This window comes from Taylorella equigenitalis ATCC 35865, assembly GCF_000276685.1.
Taxonomy (GTDB): domain Bacteria; phylum Pseudomonadota; class Gammaproteobacteria; order Burkholderiales; family Burkholderiaceae_B; genus Taylorella; species Taylorella equigenitalis.
In genome coordinates this window covers 155,331-180,172 of record NC_018108.1, presented here as the reverse complement: position 1 = coordinate 180,172, position 24,842 = coordinate 155,331, and the positions used below count along the sequence as shown (strand labels likewise).

Sequence of the window (24,842 nt, the reverse complement as noted above, 5' to 3'; positions counted from 1 at the left end):
TTATCAAGCAGTGCTACCAACTATATTTGAGGCCAACATTACCTTTATAACCACTGCGGTTTTCTCCGCTAAAGTTTTTGGTAAATTTAGCATCAGCATAAATGGCTGAAGATTTGCTTAGGCTTAGCTGTCCGCCAACACCAACTTCACCCCAGTATTTATTGAAAGATTCTTTAACAGTATCTTTGCCAACTTTAATACCTTCAGGTTTTTTCAAATCTCCAAGAACATTTGCACTAATGTAGAAATCATTTTTATGGGCAATGCTCAAGCCAACTCTACCTCTTAGACTGAAGTCTTTAGATGCTTCAACCTTGCGAATAGAGTGTTGGAACCCATCCAATTTCATGTATTGACCCACTAGCTGTAGCTGTGGTGTAGCTGACCAACTTGAATCGCCCAATGGGAATGAATGACCAACTTCCGCTGATAGCAAGCCAACCAATCCTTTTTGAGATGATTTATAGTTATCGGATGTTTTGTATTTGTTATCAACTTTATTAACTTGGGCAACAAAGTCGTAGTACGCACCGTTAGCTAAATAGCCAGTTGTATATAAACCAAGGCTAATAACATTAGAATCGATTGATCCAACTTTCTTAGCTTTTGATTTTGTATCAACGGTAGCGACCTCACTTTCTTTAGCCTTAGCTTTCTTTTTAGAGAAAGTCTTAGCTATATTTTTGCCTATACCCTTGAACTTCATCAATGAGTTAGAGCCTGTCTCTCCATCATATACATCTACGTCGTTTTTGCCGTATGAAGCCAATAAACCAACTTCAGTTTTAGAATGGTCTTTTCCATGACTTGTAAGCAAGCCTACACCCAACTGAATTTGCGAATTTTTGAACTTATACTCATCCCCACGTAGGCTAGTGAATTTAGCATTTCCATGGGAGATTCTTCCAAAAATATTGCCCCCATAATTCATGGAATGACGCTGTGCTGAAACACGCTCACTTAACGTACCAACGCTATCGAAGGCATTGTTAATACTTGCTAATTTACCAGCAATAAATGTTGGAGTTACTGGATTTAGCTTAGCACCAATTTTCCAACGATAGTTGTTACCTTCCTTAACTAGGTCTGCCTTGAACGCACCGTCAGTCTCCGCCTCTCCAAAGAATACTGGTTCGCCGTGCTCTGCCCCTACAGTAATAACATCGGAAGAAAACTTATCTACACTTCCTTGCTTAACATCACCTTTAATAATGTTGTCAGCACCTGCTTTGACCAAAGTTTTACCTGTGGCAATGCCCTTGACTACAAGCATGTCGGATTTAAATTCACCTGAATTTTTCCATTCTGCACTTAGTTGTAATTCAGATCCTTCGGCACCATCGTAACTACCAACAGTGTAGGTGTCGCCTGGAGTATTGTTATCGCCTATTTGAACGATACCAGCATTATTTAGGCTACCTTTAAGGCTACCAACCGCTTGCAGTGTTTTACCTTGAAGAACATTGATTTCCTTAGCGTTCAATGCCAATGGTGATGCAGCTGTACCTGCAATTAAGCTGCCGTCAGACAGATTAATCACGCCCTCAAATGCACTTGAACGCTCGCTTGGATTTAGTGTTAGTGCACCTTTGCCGAACTTAGTTATAGTACCGTTCCCTTTAACCTGATTTGCAAATGTAGCAGCTTCAGCAAAATTTAGGTTTAGGTTACCTTTTTCATGAATGTCCACTGCACCAGTACCCAAGGCCTTCACGTCGGCAATGCTTGCGTGTGCTTTATTACGGATTGTCGTTGTACCTTTGTACGCATCTTGAGGTCCTTCGAATGTTGTTTGACCTGCATACAGAACAACCCCAGCATCAGCAGAGGAAATTAAAGAGTTAGCTTTAATTGTAGACTCTTTTGTTTCGCCGTCGTGAGCGATGTTTAGCATACCATTGCCAATATCAAGTTTTGATGAGGCTGCCTGGTCGATATTGCCAACGAAAATTTTGGCTTTATCTGCAAGTTTGAGTTTCGTATTTTCTGCAAGTTTAAGCGTTTTGGTGTGACTTTGTTCGCTACCAAGTACGTTTGAACCTTTTGCAAGTAAAGTGCCTTTAAGAACTGTAGTTGATCCTGTGAAATCGTTGTTAGGATTTGATAGGCTAAGAACAGTGGTGTCTGTGCCTTCCTTGTTGATTGAGATTCCACCTTTGCCTGTAAGTTTTGCAGATAGGTCAGATTTTGTGCCTGCCCCGTCGCCATCAACTACGAGATCAAGTTGTTTACCATCAAGAAGTTCAATTTCTTTTAGACCGTAAACCGCATTGATACCTTTAGGTTTTTTGTTGTCCGTACCATCGTCAATGCGTGCTTTGTAGCCGAAGTTTGCACGTGCAACTACTTCATCCCCTTGAACGATATCAGTTTTATGAACTGCATCGGATGAGTTATTCATATCCTTGCGGATTTCTAATTTAAGGCCGTTGCCTTCAACTTTGCCAGAAGCCTCGACTAGATTCGCAACGAACTCGCCTTCGTCTTGAGATAGAAGCCCTTGCTTGTTATTGCGGTTGGCAATGCTGTTGTCGTATTTATTAAAGCTATCTACAACGATATAGCCGTTGCCAAATTCATTGCCAGCTTTAGGTTTGACGATTAGGTCTTTGACTTTTAGCGAGTTGTTTGGGTTTTGACCAACAGGTGTGTGTTTAGCTAAATGCAAAGCACCGCCGTCTAGAGTTAGACTTTTGATTACGGAAGGCTCTTCATCTGCGGACCTGGCTACTCTATCTTGCTTACTTGCTTGGACAGCATGAGCAGCATTAAGCACACCACCCTCTTTTAGAGATAGAGATGCCTGAGTTAGAAGTTCTTTAACTTTTTCGTTGTGCTCAAGTTGACCACGAGATAGTTCCACTGAACCTGCGAATTCAGATTGATCACCACCAGAAATATTTAACTTGTGATTGTTAAGGTCTAGTTTTAGAAGACCATCACCCATCAAGTTGTAGCCTAAGTTATAGTCTGCGGATGCTTCGTTGTGATTGATAACTAAAGAAGAGCCACTATCAATAGTAACGTCTGTTCCAGATTCTGCTTTGTCTTCTGAGGTTGCAAGTTTGATATCTGCAGGACCATTTAATACAAGCGATGAATTACCACTAATGTATATGGACTCGATATTAGAGATAGCATTTTCTGCTTTTAGCGAAACGTGACCTGATTTAGAAACATCGAATATATCGTAACCATCACCGCCATCTACACTTGTAAGTACAGATTCTTTGATACTCTCTGGAGTACCAACAACTCTGACAATATCATCCCCAGCACCTGTTGAGATGATTTTGTTTTGAGATTTAGTGTAAATATTAATGGTGTCATCACCAGAACCAGTTGTGATATTACCCTTAGTTACACTATTTTTTGATAGTGTAATTGAGTTAGATCCGTTGCCTAGATTTATATCGCCGCCGATTTCTGCATCTTTAATTGCAAGTGAATCATTGCCCTCACCAGTTGTGATGGCTCCCGTGATTTTGGAGGTGAAGAATTTTGATATAAATTCTTGGGTTTTTCGATTTTGACCAGTGGCATTGCCCCCTTGGAGGATAATTTTATTGTTACCTGCCCCTAGATTAACACTACCTTGAACCTCACCAACGGACACTATTAAAGAATCATTTCCAGATCCAGTTGTTAAATTGCCTTTCAACAGGGAACCGTATTTAACATCATCATATGTTAAGAATCCAAATGGTTTTGTGTATTTTTCTGTGTTAAGACCAAGAGGTATATCTATTTGCGAATCCTCTAGCTCAGAACCAGACAATATGACTTGATTTTCACCATCATTAAGATTTACATCACCAATAATTGCGGAAGATTGCACAGCAACCAAGTCTTTACCACTACCTGCTTGGATATTTCCACGGATAATACTGTTTTTATCTAAATAGACAATGTTTTTATTTAGGATATCAGCGATAGAAGTTGCCTGGGCATCACCTAAACTGATTGATCCTTCGAATGATGAATGATTATCCAGCCCTATAAAATCCGAATTTACACCACCTTCATAATTAGCAAATACTTTTGAATAATTTTTAATTTCTAGACTATTGATTCCATTATTTAATTTTATGGTGCTGTTGGATTTATTTTTGTTTACGGATGTCCAATTACTAAATTTAAGAGTATCATCATCAAGCCCGCCAGTATAGTTACCATCAAGGCTACTAAAGTAGCTTAGATCAAGTAAATTACTAGAGTTTTTAAGATCTATATCACCTTTTATGTCAGTGTTTTCCAACGATATGTTATCTTGATAGGAATTACTGTAGATTTCATTATTTTCTCCTCCAGTAATATCCCCAATAATTGCAGAATTGACAATAGCTGTCCCTAAGTTTAATTTAAGAAGCGAGCTAATTTTGTTTCTTCCATTACCTAAATTAATATTGCCAAGAATATAGGAATTTGTGTCTAGAACAATCTCATCGTTGTAGTCTTTTTCCTTAGCCATTGAATTAGATAAAGTTATATCTCCTTCCTGGTAAGAACCATATCTAAATTGGAGACTATTTTTATCATATGTGTTTAGATCACTCACCAATTTAATTTTTCCATAATGGTACGATTTAGTAGCTTTTAAAACTAATGAGGTTCCCTTTTTGCCTATTACATCTCCAAGTAATGAACTATTTTCACTAATAGTCAAAAATGTTTTATTAGAAATATCTAGTTCACCATTTAACTCAGAACTGCCAGCAATTCTAATATCATTTGTTAATGAATCAAGCGTAGCATTTCCTTCTAAATTACCGTAATCGAATACAAATACACTTGAAATATTTCCATTTGATTTGATGTTGCCTTTAAATTTTGCCCCATAACCTAGGACTTGAAGTAATACATTCCTGTTTTTCTTTGATTCATCAAAACCTAAGTAGTCAGTAGGTTCGATAGTAAATTTTCCAAAATTTACTAACTTAAAGTCTTTTAATTCTTTCTGTTTCATGATTAAACCTTGTACATACCTAGTTTTATTAGCATCAAGATTTATCACTTCATTTGGCAGAACATACAAATATAATGTTTTATTATCACCGTCAACGCCTTTAGGGTTTTTATCCAAATGTAAAATAGCTCCTTTATGGTTGTCTTGACTTACGATTTTTTTTGCTATTGGATGTCTTTCATAAAATCCTAATATATCTTTTGATAAATCAACTTTTGCATCTTTATCGAAATTTCTTTCTAGTGAAATTTTCTTATTGAAATACTCACTGAAGGTACGATACTCTTGGATTTGTTCATTTTGAAAAGGCACATCCTCAAGAATTTGCCTACCTGGCAACCCATCTTTTGTTAAAAATCGATTACTATTTGGAAGTATATTTTCATCATTTACAGGCACAGCTTCAAAACCAGCGTTAACTAATGAATCACTTACGCCATTGGGTGTTAATGGTGTAACACTTAACTCTACATCAATACCACTAGCAACTCCCGCCAACGATAGAAGTCCCGTTGCCACTAAAGCTGAAGTCTTGGTCTTCGAGCTTTTACTTTTCCCTTTTGCTAATTCGCTCACGGCGACATAAGTCGACAACGACTTATTGAACACAACTTTAAAAATTTTATTCATTAATGAAACCTTAAAAAAGTCAAAACAATTACAATTTTGGGAAAATAATAATAATCTGAAATATTACAGTTTTATGTAAAAAGTAAGGTTTTTTTCTGTAATATTTGTCATAAAAATGTAAAAAAAGCCCCGACTTAAATCGGGGTAATTTTATAGGAGATGAAAAAAATTTAAACTGGGGAAGCCTGAATTTTACTAGTTCTACGAAGTATACCCTTCTGAGAGCCGAAAAATAGGGCTAATAGATAGCATACACCGCCAAGAAGTGCAATAATAGCTGAAGGTGGTAGATTGAAGTTATATGCTATAACTAAACCAAAGTATAAAATCAGGATAGAAATCAAAGATGACAGTAATATTTGCTTCTCTAGACTTCGGGTTATAAAAGTAGAAGTTATAGCAGGTAAAAGCATAACGCTAACAACTAGGAGCGTACCCAATACTTTGTACCCAGCTACCAAATTAAACGCAAGCATTACAAGAAAAAGAATATGAGTAAAACGACCCAAACCACCATCCATACGCATAAATAATGGATCTAAGCACTCCATAACTATAGGACGGTAAAAAAGTGCTAGCAATATCATAGTTACACTAGACACAATTAAAATAACCCAAATATCTATATCTGCGATGTTATAAATCGAACCGAACAGAATATGCGAAAGCTCGTGTCCATCATTGCCAACTAAAATCATACCTAAAGACAGAGATAGGATATACGTAGTAGCGAAACTGGCATCCTCTTTTAAGTGGGTGTTTCGCATAATCACACCCGCACCGATGGCCACTATGAGACCCGCAATCACACCTCCTGCGAGAACTACAAGCGAAGTGGACCCGGCCAACATCATCCCAATAGCCACACCTGGTAGCAAAGCGTGCGACATAGCATCTGCAACCAAGCTCATACGTCGTATAACCAAAAATACGCCCAACATACTCGCAGAAATGCACAGAAATAGCCCTGCGACCAATGCATACGACATAGTCAAATCGACGATAAATGGCTCTATAAAAAACTCGTACACCTAAAACCCCTTTAATGCTAGCTCGCGTGCACGATATAGATTATCAGAATTAAGTGCGGTTTCCGTGTCACCCCAATAAACCACACGCCCTGACAGTAATAGTGTCTGAGGAAAATACGTACGAATTTGATTCTGATCGTGCGAAACGACGATAACAGTTTTTCCAGCTTCTACAAATTCGAGCAACACTTCCATTAAATTAGGAAGTGCATCAATATCTATAGCAGAGAAAGGCTCATCTAGAAGTACAACTTGAGGATTACGAAGAATTAGTCTGGCAATAAGTAAGCGCTGCATCTGACCACCAGAGAGCTCAGATATAAGGCAGTTTGACCTACTGTGTAAACCGACTCGCTCGAGAGAATGCTCAATCAATCTGAGTTCTTCATCTCTAAAGCGACTGAAGAGACCTACGCGGTATCCTGCTCCCAGTGCCACAAAGTCGGCCACAGTGATTGCAAAGCCCCTATCGATGTGATTAATCTGTGGCACAAAACTCACATCACGATGGAGAGAAGGGGCGTAGTCAACGCATCCTTGGTCAGGCTTAATGAGCCCAGCCAAAGTTTTCATCAGCATGGTCTTTCCGGCGCCGTTAGGCCCATATACCGCAGTGAGAGACCCTGCTTGAAACTCTCCCGTAATATCCGATAATATAGGTGAATGCGTATGATGCGGATGATAGAGGGTTACATGAGATAACCTAATAGCGTCCATAACTACCACTCAAGCAGATTGAAAGCTATAACCCACAAAACCGCCAATAACACCAAAACCATGACTAACCTACTAAGGGCAGAGGAAGTAAGTAAGCTTAATCTTACTTTTCCGTGATCATGATCCTGATTCATACTGCGTGACACCTATCAACGAAACAACGGGTTTAAATAATATGTAAAAAATCGCATATAAAATATGTCAATTCTTAATGATACATAGTATCGTTATATTATTTCATAATGTTATAACATATCACATTAGGCAATGTCTATGGCAGTCCCAAAAATTCTTACAGCAAATATCCAGGACCGTATTAAGCAAGCAACAGAAATTTGCAACCTTAGAGGACAACGCCTTACCCCCATCCGTACACAAGTACTTATACTCTTATTGCAGGCAGGTCGTAGCCTAAAAGCATATGAACTTCTCGATATGATGAAAGCTCATCACAAAAGCTCTCAGCCTGCCACCGTCTATAGAGCCCTTGAATTCCTAGTTCAGGAGGGATTTGTACATAGGGTAGACACCGTAAATGGATGGGTTGTATGTAATAGTTTTAATAACGAAGATGAAGAAAGTTCTGACGATGTCAGTGTAATAGCAGTTTGCTCTAGATGCAGTAAAGTTCAAGAGCTAGACCACACCGATATCTCCCCATATATCTCAAAACTTCTAGAAGAAGCTGGGTTCGAGCATAGAGCCCCTAAAACTGAAATTCGTTCAATTTGCAGGGAGTGTCGCCAAAAGCACATTTTCTTTTAAAATAAGAGGATTATTTAGAACAAAAACATTCTCTTATGCAAAACACTATGATCCCAGTTACGGTTTTAACTGGCTTTTTGGGAGCAGGTAAAACCACTCTTCTTAAACGTATCCTGACAGAATCTCACGGCCAAAGAATTGCCGTTATTGAAAATGAATTTGGCGAAGAAAATATTGATAACGAAATTCTAATCCAATCTACCGATGAAGAAATTATCGAACTTAATAATGGTTGTATTTGTTGTTCTGTTCGTGTGGATTTAGAAAACACATTGCTTGATCTAAAAGACCGTCTTGAGTCAGGTCAAAGTAAATTTGATAGAGTCATAATCGAAACTACTGGTTTAGCTAATCCAGGTCCCATTTGCCAAACCTTCTTTCTAAATGATGATGTGGCAGCGTTCTACAGACTAGATGCTGTAATTACAGTTGTAGATGCAAAACATGGTATGGATACGCTTACAAATGAAATTGAAGCTCAAGCACAAGTTGGTTTTGCAGATAGGATATTGATCTCAAAAAGGGATTTAGTTTCAGATGAAGAGTATGAGGACTTAAGGCACAGGCTTATTCATATGAATCCTAGGGCTGAAATAATGCCTGTTAATTTTGGTGAAGTAGATTTGAATAAGATACTTAGTGTATCTGGCTTTAATCTGAATGAGATTTTAGAGATTGACCCTGAATTTTTGAAAGAAGAAGAGCACGATCATGATCACCATGACCATGTGTGCGATGATCATTGCCACCATGAACATGGGGACGGGCACCAACACGGGCACCAACACGATCACGATCACCATCACGATCACCACCACTCACACCACAACGATGCTATCAAGGCATTCGTATATACATCTGAAAAACCATTCGATCCCGTTAAATTAGATGAGTTTTTAAGTGGTCTTGTGCAGGTTTATGGACCTGATATGTATAGATATAAAGGGATTATCTATATCAAAGGTGCCCCAGTCAAGTTCCTACTTCAGGGTGTACACATGGTGTTGGGTACTAATCCAGGGCAACCTTGGGGTACAGCGAAAAAACAAAGCAAAATCGTTTTTATTGGGAAAAACCTACCACACGACGTGTTTACTGAAGGGTTAAATCAGTGTCTAGCATAGTCTAGGGTTTTCCTTAAGTTAGGGATTTTCCTAAGGGCTTCATACTAAAAATAGCTTAATAATACAAACATAGAATATTACCGAGGATTTTTTATGAAGCCATTTTTTCTAAAAGCATTATCCATAGTAGCTCTTGGATGTGCATTTGTTAGTCCTTCATTTGCTGAAGAACCTATCGTAATCAAGTTTTCGCACGTGGTTGCTTCCGACACGCCAAAAGGTAAGGGTGCAGATTTATTTAAAAAATTAGCTGAAGAAAAATTCCCAGGTCGCGTTAAGGTAGAGACATTCCCAAATTCCTCTCTATACGGTGACGGAAAGGAGATGGAAGCACTTCTGACAGGTAATGTTCAGATGCTTGCACCGTCATTGGCTAAATTTTCTAAGTACCAAAAGAAAATTCAATTATTCGATTTACCTTTCTTATTTGACGGTCCCGAAGCACTTGAGAAATTTGAAACAAGCGATAAGGGTAAAGAGCTTTTAAACTCTATGCATGATAAAGGAATTATCGGTTTAGCTTATTGGAATAATGACTTCAAACATATGTCGGCTAATAAGCCACTACGCAAACCTTCTGATGCCCGTGGTCTTAAATTCCGTGTTCAAGCCTCTGACGTGTTAGATGCTCAATTCAAACGTCTAACCGCTATCCCTCGTAAGATGGCATTTGCCGAAGTTTATCAAGGACTTCAATCTGGTGTAGTTGATGGTACAGAAAATCCTTACTCAAACATCTACTCACAAAAAATGCACGAAGTACAAAAATACATCACAGAAACTGGACATGCACCTCTAGCATATATGGTGATTACAAGTTCTAAATTCTGGGATGGTCTTCCAGAGGATATACGTACAGGTTTAAGCGACATTTTAGCTGAAGTTACTAAAACCGTTAACCAAGAGGCTCAAGCTCTTAATCAGCGTGAAAAAGAACGTATTGTTAAAGCAGGAACTACTGAAATCCTTATTCTTAGCGATGCTGAAAAAGAAGAGTGGCGCAAAGCTATGAAGCCTGTTTGGAAAAAATTTGAAGGCGAGATTGGTTCTGATTTAATTGAAGCTGCTCAACAGTTCAATAAAAAGTAACTCACAGATAACTCCTCCTTGAGCCCTGAAGCTAAATGCGACGGGGCTCTTTTTACTTTAAAGATGGTTGTATATTATGTTCAATAAAGTGCTTGGTAGACTTGAGGAATTCTTCCTCATATTTGGTCTTTCCGCCATGACTATCGTAACTTTTGTTTATGTCGTACTAAACAAACTTTACGAGCCTTTCTTATGGCTAGGTTCTAAGATTCCAATTTTCGAAGAAGTTGGTGTGTTTATTCTTCAGCTGGCTTCATCTATGACTTACACACTTGCACTTACGAAATTACTTTGTGCCGTATTAGTATTTCTTGGTGCTTCATATGGTGTCAGAACTGCGGGACATATTGGCATTGATATACTTACAAAAAAATTTCCACCGTCTGTGCAGAGGTGTATTGCCATATTAGCTGTCATATTATGTATAGTTTATTGTGGAATAGTTTTATATGCTGCTTGGGATTGGGTAAAAGCATTGTATATAGCCGATGTTGAGGCAGAAGATTTAGAAATGTTCGGTATACGTTTATGGCATATCGGTCTTATTCTTTTTGTCGGATATATACTCATAATTTATCGATTCGTCGAAATTCTAATTCGAATTTTAAAACGTCAACAAAGCAATCTTGGCTTAGCCGATGAAGCTGAAGATGCATTGAAACTTCAAGCAGAAGGAGAGGTGTGATGTCCATAGTTATATTATTTGGCACTCTTTTCCTATTTATGTTGATGGGGGTACCCGTTGCTTTTTCATTAGGCTTATCGAGTAGCATAATAATTTTATTTTTCAGTGCGGACTCACTATCATCGATAGCCGTTAAGATTTTTGAAACTTCCGAACATTACACCCTTCTTGCGATTCCGTTTTTCTTACTTGCTGGTGCGTTCATGACTACGGGCGGTGTGGCTAAGCGATTGATTGATTTTGCAAATGCATCGGTTGGCCATATTCGTGGTGGGCTTGCTATCGCATCAGTGCTTTCATGTATGTTGTTTGCTGCATTGTCAGGGTCTAGTCCAGCCACTGTTGCCGCTGTGGGCTCTATCACTATTGCGGGCATGGTACGTTCAGGATATCCGATTGATTTCGGTACGGGTATTGTGACTAATGCAGGTACATTAGGCATTTTAATTCCTCCTTCAATCACAATGGTTGTGTATGCAGCTGTAACTGAGCAATCTGTAGGTAGATTATTTATGGCTGGCGTGATACCGGGTCTATTGCTTGGTGTGGTCCTTATGGTCGCAATATATATCGTGGCACGCCGCAAAAATCTACCTGCTCAACCACGTGCAACTTTCCGTGAATGGATTGTTTCTGCTAGAAAAGCCCTATGGGGTTTGATTTTAGTGTTTATTATTTTGGGTGGGATATATTCAGGAGCATTTACTGCAACTGAGGCTGCGGCAGTAGCAGCTGCATATTCGTTTTTTGTAGCTGTGTTTGTGTACAAGGATATCAAACTAAAAGAGTGTCCACGTGTAGTTTTAGAGGCTGCAAAATTAAGTGTAATGCTTATGTTTATTATTGCAAATGCGATGTTATTTGCTCACGTACTAACTACGGAAAATATACCTCAAGACATAACTCGCATTGTGGCTGATATGAACTTAGAGGCTTGGCAGTTCTTAATAGTCGTAAATATTATTCTGCTTGTTGCAGGGGCGTTTATGGAACCGTCAGCGATTATTTTGATTATGGTGCCTATACTCTTCCCTATTGCCACCCAATTAGGAATCGATCCTATCCACTTGGGTATTATGATGGTTGTTAATATGGAGATTGGTCTGATTACACCTCCTGTGGGATTGAATCTATTTGTGTCCTCAGCCATTACAAAAATGCCAGTTGAAAAAGTGATTAAGGCGACATTGCCATGGCTTGTGATCATGCTACTCTTTTTGATTTTGATTACGTACGTACCTGATATTTCGCTGTGGTTGCCAAATGTAATTGGTCAAACTTAATTTACGTAGTTAGCCTTATGCACTAAGAACCCGACATTTCAGTCGGGTCTCCCTATTTTTACTGGTCCTAGAATCAATAAAACAATCAGCCCATAAAAACTTGTTATACATAAAAAAAGCAAATCCCATATTGATGGCCTTGCCCATCTACTCCAACTTCTACCCCTATTACACACCAACATATAAGCAAATACGGAGACCATGGACCCAAGAATCATAATCCACCACTCCGCCCCCATTAAGCGTAAATAAATGTTATTTTGCGTTCTTTCTTTTAAATCAAACTTAACAAAATAAGGAAAGAAAAATCCCACTGCATTTCGCACATTCCATTTCTTATTTTTATAGTCTTTATCTAATTCCCAATGATGGCGTTTGTAAGTATTTAAATCCCTATCAGTAACTACAAAATCCCGTCGTGAATCATCGACAGCAGATCTCGTAAACTCCCAATTTAAATAATCCCCATCAATGGCAATGTTTTCTGAATATGGCTTGTACTCATTAAAAGGCACCTTCACAATTCTATAATCATCCCACTTTAACAATAAAAGCGAATCTGTAGTCGTAATCATTGCATGAAACTGCTGTCGAGCTTGCTCAAGCACATCAATGTCCACAGTATTTTGAGGAAGAATCGTATCCGTACGCACTAGAGAAAACCTACCATTAAGAAGCTTCAGATGAAACACGCGATAATCTGAGTCCACTATAAACACGCCATTATCGATTGTTTTCCTCGGGTCTGGACTGTCGGCTATAAATTTATGAGGAAAGTTAAATCCCTGCGATTTCATTAACTCTGTAAGTTCATGACTTTTAGATTTATTAACATTATTAGTTTCAAGGTCGATAAACTCTATGCCATAATCCGTGATTCTAAATAAATCGTCAGGCGTATCAAAACCATCTATACCAGGATTCGATTCCATAAGGGTATACAGTTTCAACTTCGGCTTATCTAAACGGTGAGCAGAAAATCGCTCCCTATTAATAAACTTATATGCAAGATCTGGATCAAATGTCCAATCCCCCACCTTTTCGGGTAGTTGCTTAAGTCGCATTAACGAATATAAATTTTTAAATGGCAATGCCTTATTCATCTCCTCCTTCGTTAGCTCCCGCCCGTCCTCATCGGCATAAGACCAATTTCCGTTTTCATAATTACTGAAAATCAATTTATCAAGGTCCGCACTGTAGTTGATTATTGAAGTTTTATAACCTAGAGGAAAAATTTGTTTTACATATGATGGCAATACCGACGCCATTGCCATCACACAAACAAAATATAAACACAATCGAGAAAACACAATCATGCTCTTGACCTTTTAACACGATCTAATAGAGAGAACATTGCCACCAGTAAAGCTAAAACGACTAAGACAAAATATAAGCTAGAGTTTATATATGTACCGTACACATCCGATGCAAACAGTGCTTTCAAGAAAACCGCCCCCACACATGCGTACAGAAGACGTGCCACAAATTTTGTTTCAATCAACGTCATTGCAATCACCACATACCCGATAACCCCTGCGATACACCAAGGCACAATCGTCTGCATGATATAGATCGAGACTTCATGTGGAAGGAATTTCGTTGACAAGTACCCCTCTCCAAAAATCAGCAATAAACTTATTGCTATCATAAACAACAACCCAACGCCCAAACTCAGACCCAGTGCAACGTATTGGTTTACGGGCAGATGCAGAAATACACGAATTTTTTTATTCAGAGTTTCAGGAAGCCACTGAGCAGCTCCAATTAAAATGCCTGACACCAAGGGGATGTACTTTATCGGTTTAAAGGGCATCTCATCTTTAAACACAACCATTCGCCACAAAGCCACGCCCCCGTGAGCAGTTTGAACGCCTAGCATTTCAAAATAGGAATACGCTAAGACGGCAAACGCAAGCACAAACGGCAACCAGCAGATAAACCTAAGTTTCAGCCACTCCTTGTAAATCAATCCGCAGTACGGGCTGGCAATACGCCTATTTTCCATGCTCTTACTCATACACTAATACTTCCCAGTTAGACAGAGAAAGGCATCCTCAAACGATAGTGGAAGTTCATGCCAACCTCTTAACTCTAAACCTTGATCACGCAAATAATTTTTAACAAAAGCCTCATCTTTAAATGAGCTCACAAACACGTGTTTATTAATTTGCTCGAGTGAAACTAAGATATTGGGTGCAAAAGGCATTGCCACCCCGTTAGCTAAATCAAGTTCAAATTTCCACTGCTTTAAATTTTCAAAAAAATGCCCGCGAGACGCAGAGTACAACAGCTGCCCATCTTGAATGATAAGCATGTGGTCTATAAGTCGCTCCAAATCCTGCACAATATGAGATGTAAGTAATACGGTCGTCCCGTGCTCATCCACATAATCTTTTAGATAATCTAGCAATAGCCTGCGATAGCCAACATCCAAGCCCATAGAATAATCGTCAAGAATCATGAGTTCAGGGGATTGTGCCATAAGCAAGCCTAAGCAAACTTGAGACTTTTGACCGAATGACAGCTTGGATAATTTTCTACTTGATGGGACTTTTAGCTTAAACACAAGATCCCAAAATATGTGAGATTTCCAATTTTGATAGAACTTAGAATAGAACTTTTCAATCTGCTCAATCGTCATAAAATCATATTGAGTGAATCCTTCGTGAAGAAGTCCTATTTTGCTACGTGTCACGGGTTGCAGGTTGTGACTCGCATCGCCCAGCACCTCGCAGACACCACTACAGGGTTCGATATATCCCATCAAGATATTGATAGTTGTAGTTTTTCCAGCTCCGTTTTTCCCGAGAAGTCCATAAATACCACCGCGTTGGATTTCGAAATTAAGATTTTTAATTACTTCGTTTTTTCCATAACGGTGATATAGATGCGAACATCGAATAACTGGATTTGCCATACTGAATTGCTAGAACACATATTCAAGACGGGCTTGCACTGACCTGCCAGGTTGGTAATAGTTAAAGTAAGTTTTTTTGTCCGTCTTTCTATCTTTTATGAAGCCCATGCCGTTAATATTTTTTTTATTAAACACATTGAACACGTCCACAGTGGCTTTGAGATGAGAATTAGTCCTTTTAAAAAGCTCCAACTCTAAAGACATATCTACAGTTAATCTTGATGGCAATGTCCCCCTTTCATACGATTTTACTTGCGTTCCATCTTTCAATGTCTCCCAGCCCTTTTCAACTAGTACTGGAGTTTTACCCTTATATGAAAGCGTCGAAGACAGGAGTACATTATTTGAGAGTCTACCTTTCCAATATCCAACTATATTCCACGGCGTGTTAAATTGGCTCGCATCGAGCTTCGAGGCATTCATCAAAGTACCCTCATATATAACACGCGAACGGTCACGTTTTAACTTTTCATCGTAGTCAGTAAGCGTAAAGGTTTTATAGTCTGTAAAACTAGATCGGTTGCGAGTCCACGTTGCACTTAAACTAAAGTAATGGTCAGCGAAATAGTCATTTGTAATGGACAATGTATGACTTCTAAAATGGCTATGCCCATCATTAGAAGCTGCATATGTAGTATCTCCGTCCTTAGTTTTAACTTGATGTTCCGTTATGCCTTTTTTCGAATCACGATTTATGAAGTTGTAGTCCACATGGAAACCGCGTGCTAGTTTCATTTCAAATCCTGCACTAAATTCATCTGAGTACGGAGTTTCCATTTCGCTTGCGATATAGTCCGCACCCTTCATCCAATATTTTTGAAATTCAAATGGTGGCAATGTCCCATCTGGCAATGGTGTCATACCTTTGCGTTGATATCTTGCTGAGTATAAGCCCTTGTACAATGAGTGATATAAACTAGGACCACCATAATAACGACCAGCACCAGCTTTAAGTATGATTCTATCTTTGCCCATCACATTCCATTCACCACTCAAACGTGGGGCAATGTTTAAATTCTCAAACTGATCATCATAATCAAGCCTAACACCAGGTCTTAGCTTAAAGTCGGAAAACGAAATTGTGTCTTCCACCCATAACGAGATGCGTTGAGTTCTAGCTTTTCTCTCAAATGCAGGCGATATATTTTTTGCGATGAAGAATTGATCGGGAATAGCACCATTTGTACGTGCAAAATTATACCCTACACCATCTTGACCTGGAGCCAATGCACCTTGGAATTTGGATGTGAGAGTCAATATGTAGTCGATATAACCCCCATTTTTCATGTAACCTAGAATCGTCTCAACCTCCGCACCGAGGGCGATTTTATGTTTTGTACTGCCAATATCAATTGGATTGAATTCAAAATCTGTATCAACTAACAATGTGCGTTGTTTTAAAAACATGCTACCAGTTGCCTGCGAACCTTCTGCTGAATAAGGATAAGGTTCACCCCAGTTTTTATCGCCTAATGTAAGCCACGGCAAATATGTACTGGATTCAATGTCTCTAGCTGTCCGTAACTGACCATATTTGAATTTAGCCGTACCCTTACCGATCCTAAACTGTTTAGATAATTTAAGTGATAGGTCGTAAGTTTCTTGATCTTGGGCATATCCTGACTTAATGGCACGACTATTAAAATAATCGCCCTTATATTTGTAGTAAATGCCTGTTAACTTAACATCAAGCCCTGATGCGGTTCTCCCACCAAGGGTTGCTAGAAAAGTTTCTGAACGGCGCAATTGATCTTTTGGGACCGCGGTCTCGGCATCATTGCCAGCATAATAAAGGATTGGAATTTTAGAATCCTTGCGGTCGTATGACATTATGGCACCCCAATTGTTGTTGAATGGGATGTTAAGCATAACGCCAGCAGAGTGTTTGGTATAGTCGGGCTGTCTTGTTGCGTCGTAGGATTTATAGAAATCTTCACCTTTTAACTGGACTTCGTCGTAGTGTTTGATATCCCAGGAACTACGTGCATGGCCGTAATAGATTTTTCCGCCAAATCGCGTAGTGTCTGGTTTTCGTGTCTCTGCCTTTATGACACCGCCTGTGAATCCGGAGTACTTGACGGATATTCTGGAATCTTCTATTTCTATGTTTTCTAATTGGTCGACCGATAGGTTGTAGCTTTGTGCCGTAGAGGCAGGGTCGCTTCCCTTAACAAAATTACCTACATAGTCACTACGTCCCTGCGTATTGACAATATTAGACCGTACCTTTTCTGGAGTGATATAGTTGTTATTACTGAGACCGTCGATCACATATAAGCTTTCATATGGTCGCCCTCCCGAAATAGAAATTTGTGGTGGTCGTATTTCACCCCCTTGCAAACTTCTAAATGCATTGCTCGCAGTTTGAACTTGAGACTTAAGACTTAATGCCTCTTCGATAGACCCTGTTTTGCTGTGCTTTTCTACCAATGCTTTGTTAGGTGATGTACTGATACCAACAACTGTTATGGATGGCAATGTCCCTTCATCCACATTTTTTGCATTTTGAATTTCAGTGGCATTAACTTGAATAGAAAGAAGAGAAGTAGATAGCACCGCAAGTGTTATTAAACTTATACAAGTTAAAGGACTACTTAAAAAACAGGCACCGCTTATTGGGTGCTTAGAGAAGGACTTATTAGACATAAACTATTGAGATATGATTATTTTGAAAGATAATGATAACAATTATCATTTTCATTTTAATTCAATTAGTCACAAAATCAACAGTTTTTTACAAATTATTTATTTGTATGCGTTTAGGGCATGAGTTAATAAAGGGAAAGGTTTGTATCCAAAGCTTTTTTGAATAGTCTACTTAATTAACTTAGGGTCATATTTAATAGAAGCATAACCTCATATGTATTTAAGTTTTAATAAATCAAAATTAATATGTAAATTTCTGGAGAGTTTATATGAGTCGTCCAATTTTTTAACAATGAATTGGCAGCTTCTAATTTATTTAAGCGAATTGAAATCAGACCTAATACCTTTTCTTTTTAAAGGGAACAAATAGCAGAAACAATAGGAGGAAATTTATACTTAAACTTTCTGAAAACTGACAATACTTGGAAAAATACTTGTGCCGTCAGAATGAGTTATATATTAAATTTTAGTGGTCAAAAAGTACCAAAAATTTTTAACAAAACGGTTTCAGGTCTTAATAATAATTGGTACTTTTTTCGAATTGCAGATTTAGTTCATTATTTAACACACACTTGGGGTCAGCCTGACATAGAAATTTCAAAGCCAAATGTAAGTAATGAAATATTACTTAATAAATGGGGATTTTAATTTTTTTATTACCTGGACATAAAGGCTATTCAGGTCATGCAACTCTATGGGACGGCTCAAATTGCTACGATAGTTGCTTTTTTGGTGATGAAGCTAGCAAAGCTTATTTTTGGGAGCTTAAATGACTATGAAAAAACTTATCTTGTTTAGTGCTTGCTTTCTTCTTCTGAACAACTCTTTGAAAGCTCAGGATGAGACAAGCTCATTTCCAAAATTTACCTCTAGAACATATGAGCAAAATTATAGAGATTTGGTACTTTCTGCTTGCATTGCTTGGATATACAACGACAATCCAGCTGTTAAAGAAGATGTACTTGAAACTGAAGATGCCCTCAACAATGCTACTAGTTATGACATTGAAAATAACACAGGTAAATTTACAGAAATCATAGATATATTCACTATAAATTCAAACGTTAATACTAAAAGAAAAGCCAATCCAATTAAATTGTTAAATTGTTTAGATCTTTATCATAGTGAAGAACTAAATGCGTGTTCATGCCTGTACATTACCATACAATGAAAAACCGCCTATCAGGTAGGCGGTCATTAATTTAAAGCAGAAATACAAATTTTACTTCTTAACTTTCTCTGTATACACTCTTGCATAATGGGCTTGAGCTGAAAGCATTTCAAGTTCGTGCTCAATAACTGCAATCTCTTCTCGTGAAGTTGCATTTTTACGAGATTCTTCGGCTCTCTTGCGAGCTTCAAGTGCTTTTTGCTCATCGAGATCTTCCATACGAACAACCGTGTCCGCTAACACAGTTACGGCGAACGGTTGCACTTCAAGCAAACCACCAGCCACGAATAAAGTCTCCTCAGAACCATCTTCACGTGTAATTTTTACACGGCCAGGCTTGATGCGTGAGATTAACGGTGTATGACCTGGCAACACACCTATCTCTCCAGTCACACCTGGTAAAACTACCATACTTGCAGTACCAGAGAACATGCTCTCCTCTGCACTTACTACGTCAACTTTTAAAGTTTTAGTCGACATAACAATTCCTCAAATTATAGTGACTTAGCTTTTTCAAAAGCTTCGTCAATAGTTCCAACCATATAAAATGCTTGCTCAGGAAGTGAATCACACTCCCCTTCAACAATCATCTTAAATCCACGGATAGTTTCACTAAGTGGAACGTACTTACCAGGAGCACCAGTAAATACTTCAGCAACGTGGAATGGCTGAGATAGGAAACGTTGAATTTTACGAGCACGGGCAACAGTTTGCTTATCTTCTGGACTCAATTCATCCATACCAAGAATGGCAATAATGTCTCGTAAGTCTTTATAGCGCTGAAGGGTTTGCTGTACTGCACGGGCTACAGAGTAATGCTCTTCACCTACAACATGCGGATCAAGTTGACGGCTAGATGAGTCAAGAGGATCAACCGCAGGATAGATACCAAGTGATGCAATATCACGAGAAAGAACCACTGTAGAATCCAAGTGTAAGAATGTAGTTGCTGGAGATGGGTCAGTTAAGTCATCCGCAGGCACATAAACAGCTTGAATAGAAGTAATCGAACCAGTTTTAGTTGAAGTAATACGCTCTTGTAGTACACCCATCTCTTCTGCAAGTGTAGGTTGGTAACCCACAGCTGAAGGCATACGACCTAGAAGTGCTGACACCTCTGTACCAGCTAGTGTATAACGATAAATGTTATCGATGAACAACAGAATATCACGTCCTTCGTCACGGAATTTTTCCGCCATAGTAAGGCCTGTAAGTGCCACGCGTAAACGGTTACCTGGAGGCTCATTCATCTGACCGAACACCATCGCAACTTTATCTAGGACATTTGACTCTTCCATCTCGTGATAGAAGTCATTACCCTCACGAGTACGTTCACCAACACCAGCAAACACAGATAAACCAGAGTGCTGCTTAGCGATATTATTGATAAGTTCCATCATGTTTACGGTTTTACCTACACCTGCACCACCGAACAGACCAACTTTACCACCTTTTGCAAATGGACAAACAAGGTCAATCACCTTAATACCAGTTTCAAGCAATTCTACTGAAGGTGACAATTCATCAAACTTAGGAGCTGGCTGGTGAATGCTACGTTTTTCTTCGTGCTCAATAGGACCAGCCTCATCAATAGGACGACCTAGAACATCCATAATGCGACCAAGTGTACCGTTACCTACTGGTACAGAAATTGGAGCATTTGTACGTTCAACTGGCATACCACGACTTAAACCATCACTTGAACCTAGAGCAATAGTACGTACTACACCATCACCTAATTGCTGTTGCACTTCAAAAGTTAATCCTTTTTCAGCGTAAGAGGAGTCATCACCCTTATTATCCAATATAAGAGCTTCATAAACATTAGGCATATTATCGCGTGGGAATTTGATGTCAACCACTGCTCCAATACACTGTACGATGGTACCTTTACTCATTTTATTTCCTTAAATAAACATCTGGGCAACGCATATGCTGATTAAACAGCAGCGGCACCTCCCACGATTTCTGAAATTTCTTTTGTAATAGCTGCTTGACGAGTTTTGTTGTACTCCAACTGTAGCTCGCCTATAACCTTCTTAGCATTATCCGAAGCGGCTTTCATAGCAACCATACGAGCAGACTGCTCAGAAGCCATATTTTCCGCTACGGATTGGTAAACTACACCCTCAACATATCGATGAAGTAAATCATCAATAACTTCCTGAACGTTTGGCTCGAAGATATAGTCCCATCTATATTCTGTTTTAAGTTCATCCTCAGCATGAATAGTTCCAACTTCAGTTGTGAATGGGTCTTCTAACCCATCTGGAAGTGGAAGCAATCTGAAGAATGATGGCACTTGACGCATAGTATTGATAAATTGACTAGTAGCGATGTAAAGTGCATCGATTCTACCTTCCATATAATCATCTATCTGAACTTTTAATGCACCAATAAGTAATTCAAGATTTGGTTTATCGCCTAGATTAACTTGCTCAGAAACAATATCAACACCTGCTCTCTGTAGAAATCCTATGCCCTTACTTCCAAATGCCGTAGCTTGAACTTCGATGTTTTGAGCTGAAAATTCTTTTAGGCGGTTAACCATAAGACGTGTGATATTGGTATTTAAGCCACCACACAAACCTTTATCAGTTGTGATAAGAACAACCCCAACTTTTTTCTGATTTTTTCTTTCTTCCAGATAAGCATGACTATAGTCGGGATTAGTCATCATCATATGCATGGCAATCGTGCGAATTTTTTCCGTATATGGACGACCAGCCTTCATGCGTTCTTGTGCCTTACGCATCTTAGATGCGGCAACCATCTCCATCGCTTTGGTGATCTTACGAGTGTTTTGGACACTCTTAATCTTTTTACGGATTTCCTTAATACCAGCCATTTAGATTCCTGTCTTAGAATGAGCTATTTTTCTTAAAGTTTGCGATTGCTTCTTTAAGCTTAGCTTCATTTTCTTTAGTAAGCTCTTTTTTACTTTCAATATCGTCGATAATCTCTTTATGAGAGCGCTCTAAATCATCTTTAAGAAGCTTTTCAAATTTAAGAACATCATCAACCTGAATATCATCTAGGTATCCGTTATTTACTGCATAAAGAGCTACAGCTAACTCCCAAACTTTTAATGGCTGATATTGAGGTTGTTTTAAAAGCTCAACCACACGTTTACCACGCTCTAACTGACGACGGGTTGCTTCATCCAAATCTGATGCAAACTGAGAGAAGGCTGCAAGTTCACGATATTGAGCAAGGTCTGTACGTATACCGCCAGACAATTTTTTAACAACTTTAGTTTGTGCTGAACCACCTACACGAGACACTGAAACACCCGCATTAATAGCTGGTCGAACACCCGCATTGAACAAGTCAGTTTCAAGGAAAATCTGACCGTCAGTAATTGAAATTACGTTAGTAGGTACGAATGCAGAAACGTCACCTGCTTGTGTTTCAATGATTGGCAATGCTGTTAATGAGCCTGTTTGACCTTTTACTTCACCATTAGTAAATTTTTCAACATAATCCGTATTAACGCGAGCAGCACGCTCAAGCAATCTAGAGTGTAAGTAGAAAATATCACCAGGATAAGCTTCACGTCCAGGTGGGCGACGAAGTAACAATGATACTTGACGATATGCCCAAGCTTGTTTGGTTAAGTCGTCATATATTATTAAGGCATCCTCTCCGCGGTCACGGAAGTACTCACCCATAGTACATCCTGCATATGGAGCTAGATACTGCATAGCTGCAGATTCAGATGCAGTTGCTGAAACTACAATCGTATACTCCATAGCACCATGCTCTTCAAGAGTTCGAACTACGTTATTTACAGTAGCAGCTTTTTGACCAACCGCAACATAAATACATTTAACCCCTGTGCCTTTTTGATTAAGAATGGCATCCACAGCAACTGCTGTTTTACCAGTTTGGCGGTCACCAATAATTAATTCACGCTGACCACGTCCGATAGGCACCATAGAATCAATAGATTTAATACCAGTTTGAAGAGGTTGTGAAACTGATTGACGATCAATAACACCAGGAGCAACTTTTTCAATCACATCAGTTAATTTTGCGTTAATAGGACCTTTGCCATCTATAGGCATACCTAAAGTATTAACCACACGACCTAAAAGTTCAGGACCAACTGGAACTTCTAAAATGCGACCTGTAGTTTTAACTTGATCGCCTTCAGAAATACCTGTGTAGTTACCCAAAATAACTGCACCAACAGAATCTCTTTCTAGGTTAAGTGCAAGACCGAAAGTATTATTAGGGAACTCTAACATCTCCCCTTGCATTACATCTGATAACCCATGAATACGAGTAATACCATCGGTTACGGATACTACTGTACCCTGAGTGCGAACATCAGTGGACGCATTAAGTCCCTGAATGCGACTTTGCAATAAATCACTGATTTCTGATGGATTGAGTTGCATTTTATACTCCTGAAACCCCTGTTACTTGGTAGCTACTGAGCTACCAAGGACTCGCGCAAGCGTTCTAGTTTTGCTTGCACAGATGAATCTAAAACTTGGTCACCCACAATTACGCGAATGCCACCTATAATTGAATTATCGATAACCACTTCTGGCTTAAGCTTAGTTCCGAACTTTCTTTCAAGACCGCTCATAATCTCATTAAGCTGAGATTCACTAATCTCATAGGCACTAATAATTTTTGCTACTGCAGATCCTTCCTGTTTACTCTTAAGCATCTCATACTGATCTGCTATCTCAGAAAGTGCCTCAATTCGACTATTAGTTACTAGCAAGTCTACTAAGTCCTCAAGCTCTTTTGGTTTGTCCTGATTAGAAATCAAATCTAGAAAAACCTTCTTTCTTTGATCTTTAGAAAGTTTAGGATCATGAAGCATAGCCAAAACACCTTCATGAGAGGCAAGTTGAGCCATCTCTTCAAGAATTGGAGACCACTGAGCGATGGTGTTATTTTTATGAGCAACCCCAAATAAAGCTTCAGCATATGGTCTAGCTAATGTCGAAAGTTCTGCCATAATTACCCTAATTAAAGCTCAGCTTTAAGTTGATTTAATAAATCAGCGTGAGCACTAGCATCCACTTCTCTACGAAGAATTTGCTCTGCCCCTTTAATAGCAAGAGTGGCAACATCCTGTCGCAATGAATCTTTTAAGCGCTGAATCTCTAGCTCTGCATCCTGCTTAGCCTGAGCAAGAATACGTGCACGCTCAGCCTCAGCCTCTTCTCTGGCATCACTAATAATTTGAGCAGAAAGTTTTTCTGCTTCAGCAAGACGAGATTGATTATCCGCTTTTGCTGATTGCTCAATTTGTGTGATACGAGCTTGTGCTTGAGCTAGGTCGGATTTACCTTTATCAGCCGCTGCTAAGCCTTCTGCAATCTTTTTACGACGTTCGTCAATTGCTTTGATTAGCGGTGGCCACACAAATTTCATGGTGAACCATGCCAACACAAAGAATACGATCATCTGGAAAAAGAGCGTCGCATTTAAATTCACGGTCGTTTTCCTTTTACTATATTAGATAGTACATCTATCGAATAACTGACCATGACAACTCATAGCCAGCGACTTCTTTGTAGTGCAAATAAAACACTTAATTAAGCACCGAATGGGCTTGCAAATGCGAAAAGCATAGCGATACCAACACCGATTAGGAATGCAGCGTCGATAAGACCAGCTAAAAGGAACATCTTAGTTTGAAGTGCATTCATAAGCTCTGGTTGACGAGCAGATGCTTCTAGGTATTTACCGCCCATGATTGCGATACCGATGCAAGCACCAATAGCACCTAAACCAATGATGAAAGCACACGCTAGTGCTACGAAAGCTGAAGTGGTCATAACAACTCCTTTTA

General features: G+C 39.0%; 21 protein-coding genes. 7 read left to right on the top strand and 14 right to left on the bottom strand.

Translation table 11 applies throughout. From position 1 onward, the window contains the following. Positions 1-13: 13 nt before the first annotated feature. The 3 genes from KUI_RS00870 to KUI_RS00860 all read right to left on the bottom strand — a co-directional run bounded on the left by KUI_RS00870 (position 14) and on the right by KUI_RS00860 (position 7,344). A complete protein-coding gene (locus KUI_RS00870; protein ID WP_081482424.1) occupies positions 14-5,596 on the bottom strand; it encodes an autotransporter outer membrane beta-barrel domain-containing protein in 5,583 nt (1,860 codons plus the stop codon). A 170-nt stretch (positions 5,597-5,766) separates the two neighbouring features. Then, positions 5,767-6,627 carry a metal ABC transporter permease gene (locus KUI_RS00865; protein ID WP_013521946.1) on the bottom strand — a complete coding sequence of 287 codons (861 nt, stop codon included), beginning with the start codon at positions 6,625-6,627 and terminating at the stop codon, positions 5,767-5,769. Further along, positions 6,628-7,344 (bottom strand): metal ABC transporter ATP-binding protein, encoded by a 717-nt coding sequence (locus tag KUI_RS00860; protein ID WP_014840081.1) that lies wholly within the window; start codon positions 7,342-7,344, stop codon positions 6,628-6,630. Positions 7,345-7,617: 273 nt separating this feature from the next. On the opposite strand from KUI_RS00860, the gene KUI_RS00855 reads away from it, so the two are divergent. The 5 genes from KUI_RS00855 (at position 7,618) to KUI_RS00835 (ending at position 12,290) form a co-directional block, all read left to right on the top strand. Then, the gene (locus KUI_RS00855; protein WP_013521943.1) at positions 7,618-8,109 is read left to right on the top strand and encodes a transcriptional repressor; all 492 of its coding nucleotides are present in this window, start codon (positions 7,618-7,620) and stop codon (positions 8,107-8,109) included. A 35-nt stretch (positions 8,110-8,144) separates the two neighbouring features. Then, complete coding sequence (locus tag KUI_RS00850) at positions 8,145-9,233, top strand: CobW family GTP-binding protein (protein ID WP_014840079.1); 1,089 nt, start codon at positions 8,145-8,147, stop codon at positions 9,231-9,233. A gap of 93 nt (positions 9,234-9,326) precedes the next feature. Further along, a complete protein-coding gene (locus tag KUI_RS00845) occupies positions 9,327-10,322 on the top strand; it encodes a TRAP transporter substrate-binding protein (protein WP_013521941.1) in 996 nt (331 codons plus the stop codon). Between the two features lie 76 nt (positions 10,323-10,398). Next, complete coding sequence (locus KUI_RS00840) at positions 10,399-11,007, top strand: TRAP transporter small permease (protein ID WP_013521940.1); 609 nt, start codon at positions 10,399-10,401, stop codon at positions 11,005-11,007. Beyond that, a complete protein-coding gene (locus tag KUI_RS00835) occupies positions 11,007-12,290 on the top strand; it encodes a TRAP transporter large permease (protein WP_014840078.1) in 1,284 nt (427 codons plus the stop codon). The genes KUI_RS00840 and KUI_RS00835 overlap by 1 nt, the downstream gene beginning before the upstream one ends. A 38-nt stretch (positions 12,291-12,328) precedes the next feature. Here KUI_RS00835 and KUI_RS00830 read toward each other — a convergent pair whose 3' ends face one another. The 4 genes from KUI_RS00830 to KUI_RS00815 are packed head-to-tail and all read right to left on the bottom strand — an operon-like array spanning position 12,329 to position 17,853. Beyond that, complete coding sequence (locus tag KUI_RS00830) at positions 12,329-13,606, bottom strand: DUF4857 domain-containing protein (RefSeq protein ID WP_014840077.1); 1,278 nt, start codon at positions 13,604-13,606, stop codon at positions 12,329-12,331. Then, positions 13,603-14,295 (bottom strand): hypothetical protein, encoded by a 693-nt coding sequence (locus tag KUI_RS00825; protein ID WP_014840076.1) that lies wholly within the window; start codon positions 14,293-14,295, stop codon positions 13,603-13,605. The genes KUI_RS00830 and KUI_RS00825 overlap by 4 nt, the downstream gene beginning before the upstream one ends. A 15-nt stretch (positions 14,296-14,310) precedes the next feature. Next, complete coding sequence (locus KUI_RS00820) at positions 14,311-15,207, bottom strand: ABC transporter ATP-binding protein (RefSeq protein WP_014840075.1); 897 nt, start codon at positions 15,205-15,207, stop codon at positions 14,311-14,313. Positions 15,208-15,216: 9 nt separating this feature from the next. Continuing rightward, positions 15,217-17,853, bottom strand: coding sequence for a TonB-dependent receptor (locus KUI_RS00815; RefSeq protein ID WP_014840074.1), 2,637 nt, complete (start codon positions 17,851-17,853; stop codon positions 15,217-15,219). 366 nt (positions 17,854-18,219) lie between these two features. Between KUI_RS00815 and KUI_RS00810 the strand changes: the two genes are divergently transcribed. Both KUI_RS00810 and KUI_RS00805 read left to right on the top strand, forming a co-directional pair. Next, positions 18,220-18,501 carry a T6SS effector amidase Tae4 family protein gene (locus KUI_RS00810; protein ID WP_322785254.1) on the top strand — a complete coding sequence of 94 codons (282 nt, stop codon included), beginning with the start codon at positions 18,220-18,222 and terminating at the stop codon, positions 18,499-18,501. A gap of 127 nt (positions 18,502-18,628) precedes the next feature. Next, positions 18,629-19,024: a T6SS amidase immunity protein Tai4 family protein gene (locus tag KUI_RS00805; protein WP_225972101.1), complete on the top strand. Its 396-nt coding sequence runs from the start codon at positions 18,629-18,631 to the stop codon at positions 19,022-19,024. 51 nt (positions 19,025-19,075) lie between these two features. Here KUI_RS00805 and KUI_RS00800 read toward each other — a convergent pair whose 3' ends face one another. From KUI_RS00800 to atpE, 7 genes are all read right to left on the bottom strand, one after another. Further along, positions 19,076-19,504 (bottom strand): F0F1 ATP synthase subunit epsilon, encoded by a 429-nt coding sequence (locus KUI_RS00800; protein WP_014840071.1) that lies wholly within the window; start codon positions 19,502-19,504, stop codon positions 19,076-19,078. 14 nt (positions 19,505-19,518) lie between these two features. Continuing rightward, positions 19,519-20,922, bottom strand: a complete 1,404-nt coding sequence (atpD, locus tag KUI_RS00795; RefSeq protein WP_013521930.1) for a F0F1 ATP synthase subunit beta — start codon at positions 20,920-20,922, stop codon at positions 19,519-19,521. A 41-nt stretch (positions 20,923-20,963) separates the two neighbouring features. Continuing rightward, a complete protein-coding gene (gene atpG, locus KUI_RS00790; protein ID WP_014840070.1) occupies positions 20,964-21,872 on the bottom strand; it encodes a F0F1 ATP synthase subunit gamma in 909 nt (302 codons plus the stop codon). Between the two features lie 13 nt (positions 21,873-21,885). Further along, complete coding sequence (gene atpA / locus KUI_RS00785; protein ID WP_014840069.1) at positions 21,886-23,427, bottom strand: F0F1 ATP synthase subunit alpha; 1,542 nt, start codon at positions 23,425-23,427, stop codon at positions 21,886-21,888. Between the two features lie 32 nt (positions 23,428-23,459). Then, on the bottom strand, positions 23,460-24,002 hold the full coding sequence (locus KUI_RS00780; RefSeq protein WP_014840068.1) for a F0F1 ATP synthase subunit delta: 543 nt from the start codon (positions 24,000-24,002) through the stop codon (positions 23,460-23,462). Positions 24,003-24,013: 11 nt separating this feature from the next. After that, positions 24,014-24,484: a F0F1 ATP synthase subunit B gene (locus KUI_RS00775; RefSeq protein ID WP_044953904.1), complete on the bottom strand. Its 471-nt coding sequence runs from the start codon at positions 24,482-24,484 to the stop codon at positions 24,014-24,016. A gap of 101 nt (positions 24,485-24,585) precedes the next feature. Continuing rightward, positions 24,586-24,828: a F0F1 ATP synthase subunit C gene (gene atpE / locus KUI_RS00770; protein ID WP_014110840.1), complete on the bottom strand. Its 243-nt coding sequence runs from the start codon at positions 24,826-24,828 to the stop codon at positions 24,586-24,588. Positions 24,829-24,842: the final 14 nt, after the last annotated feature.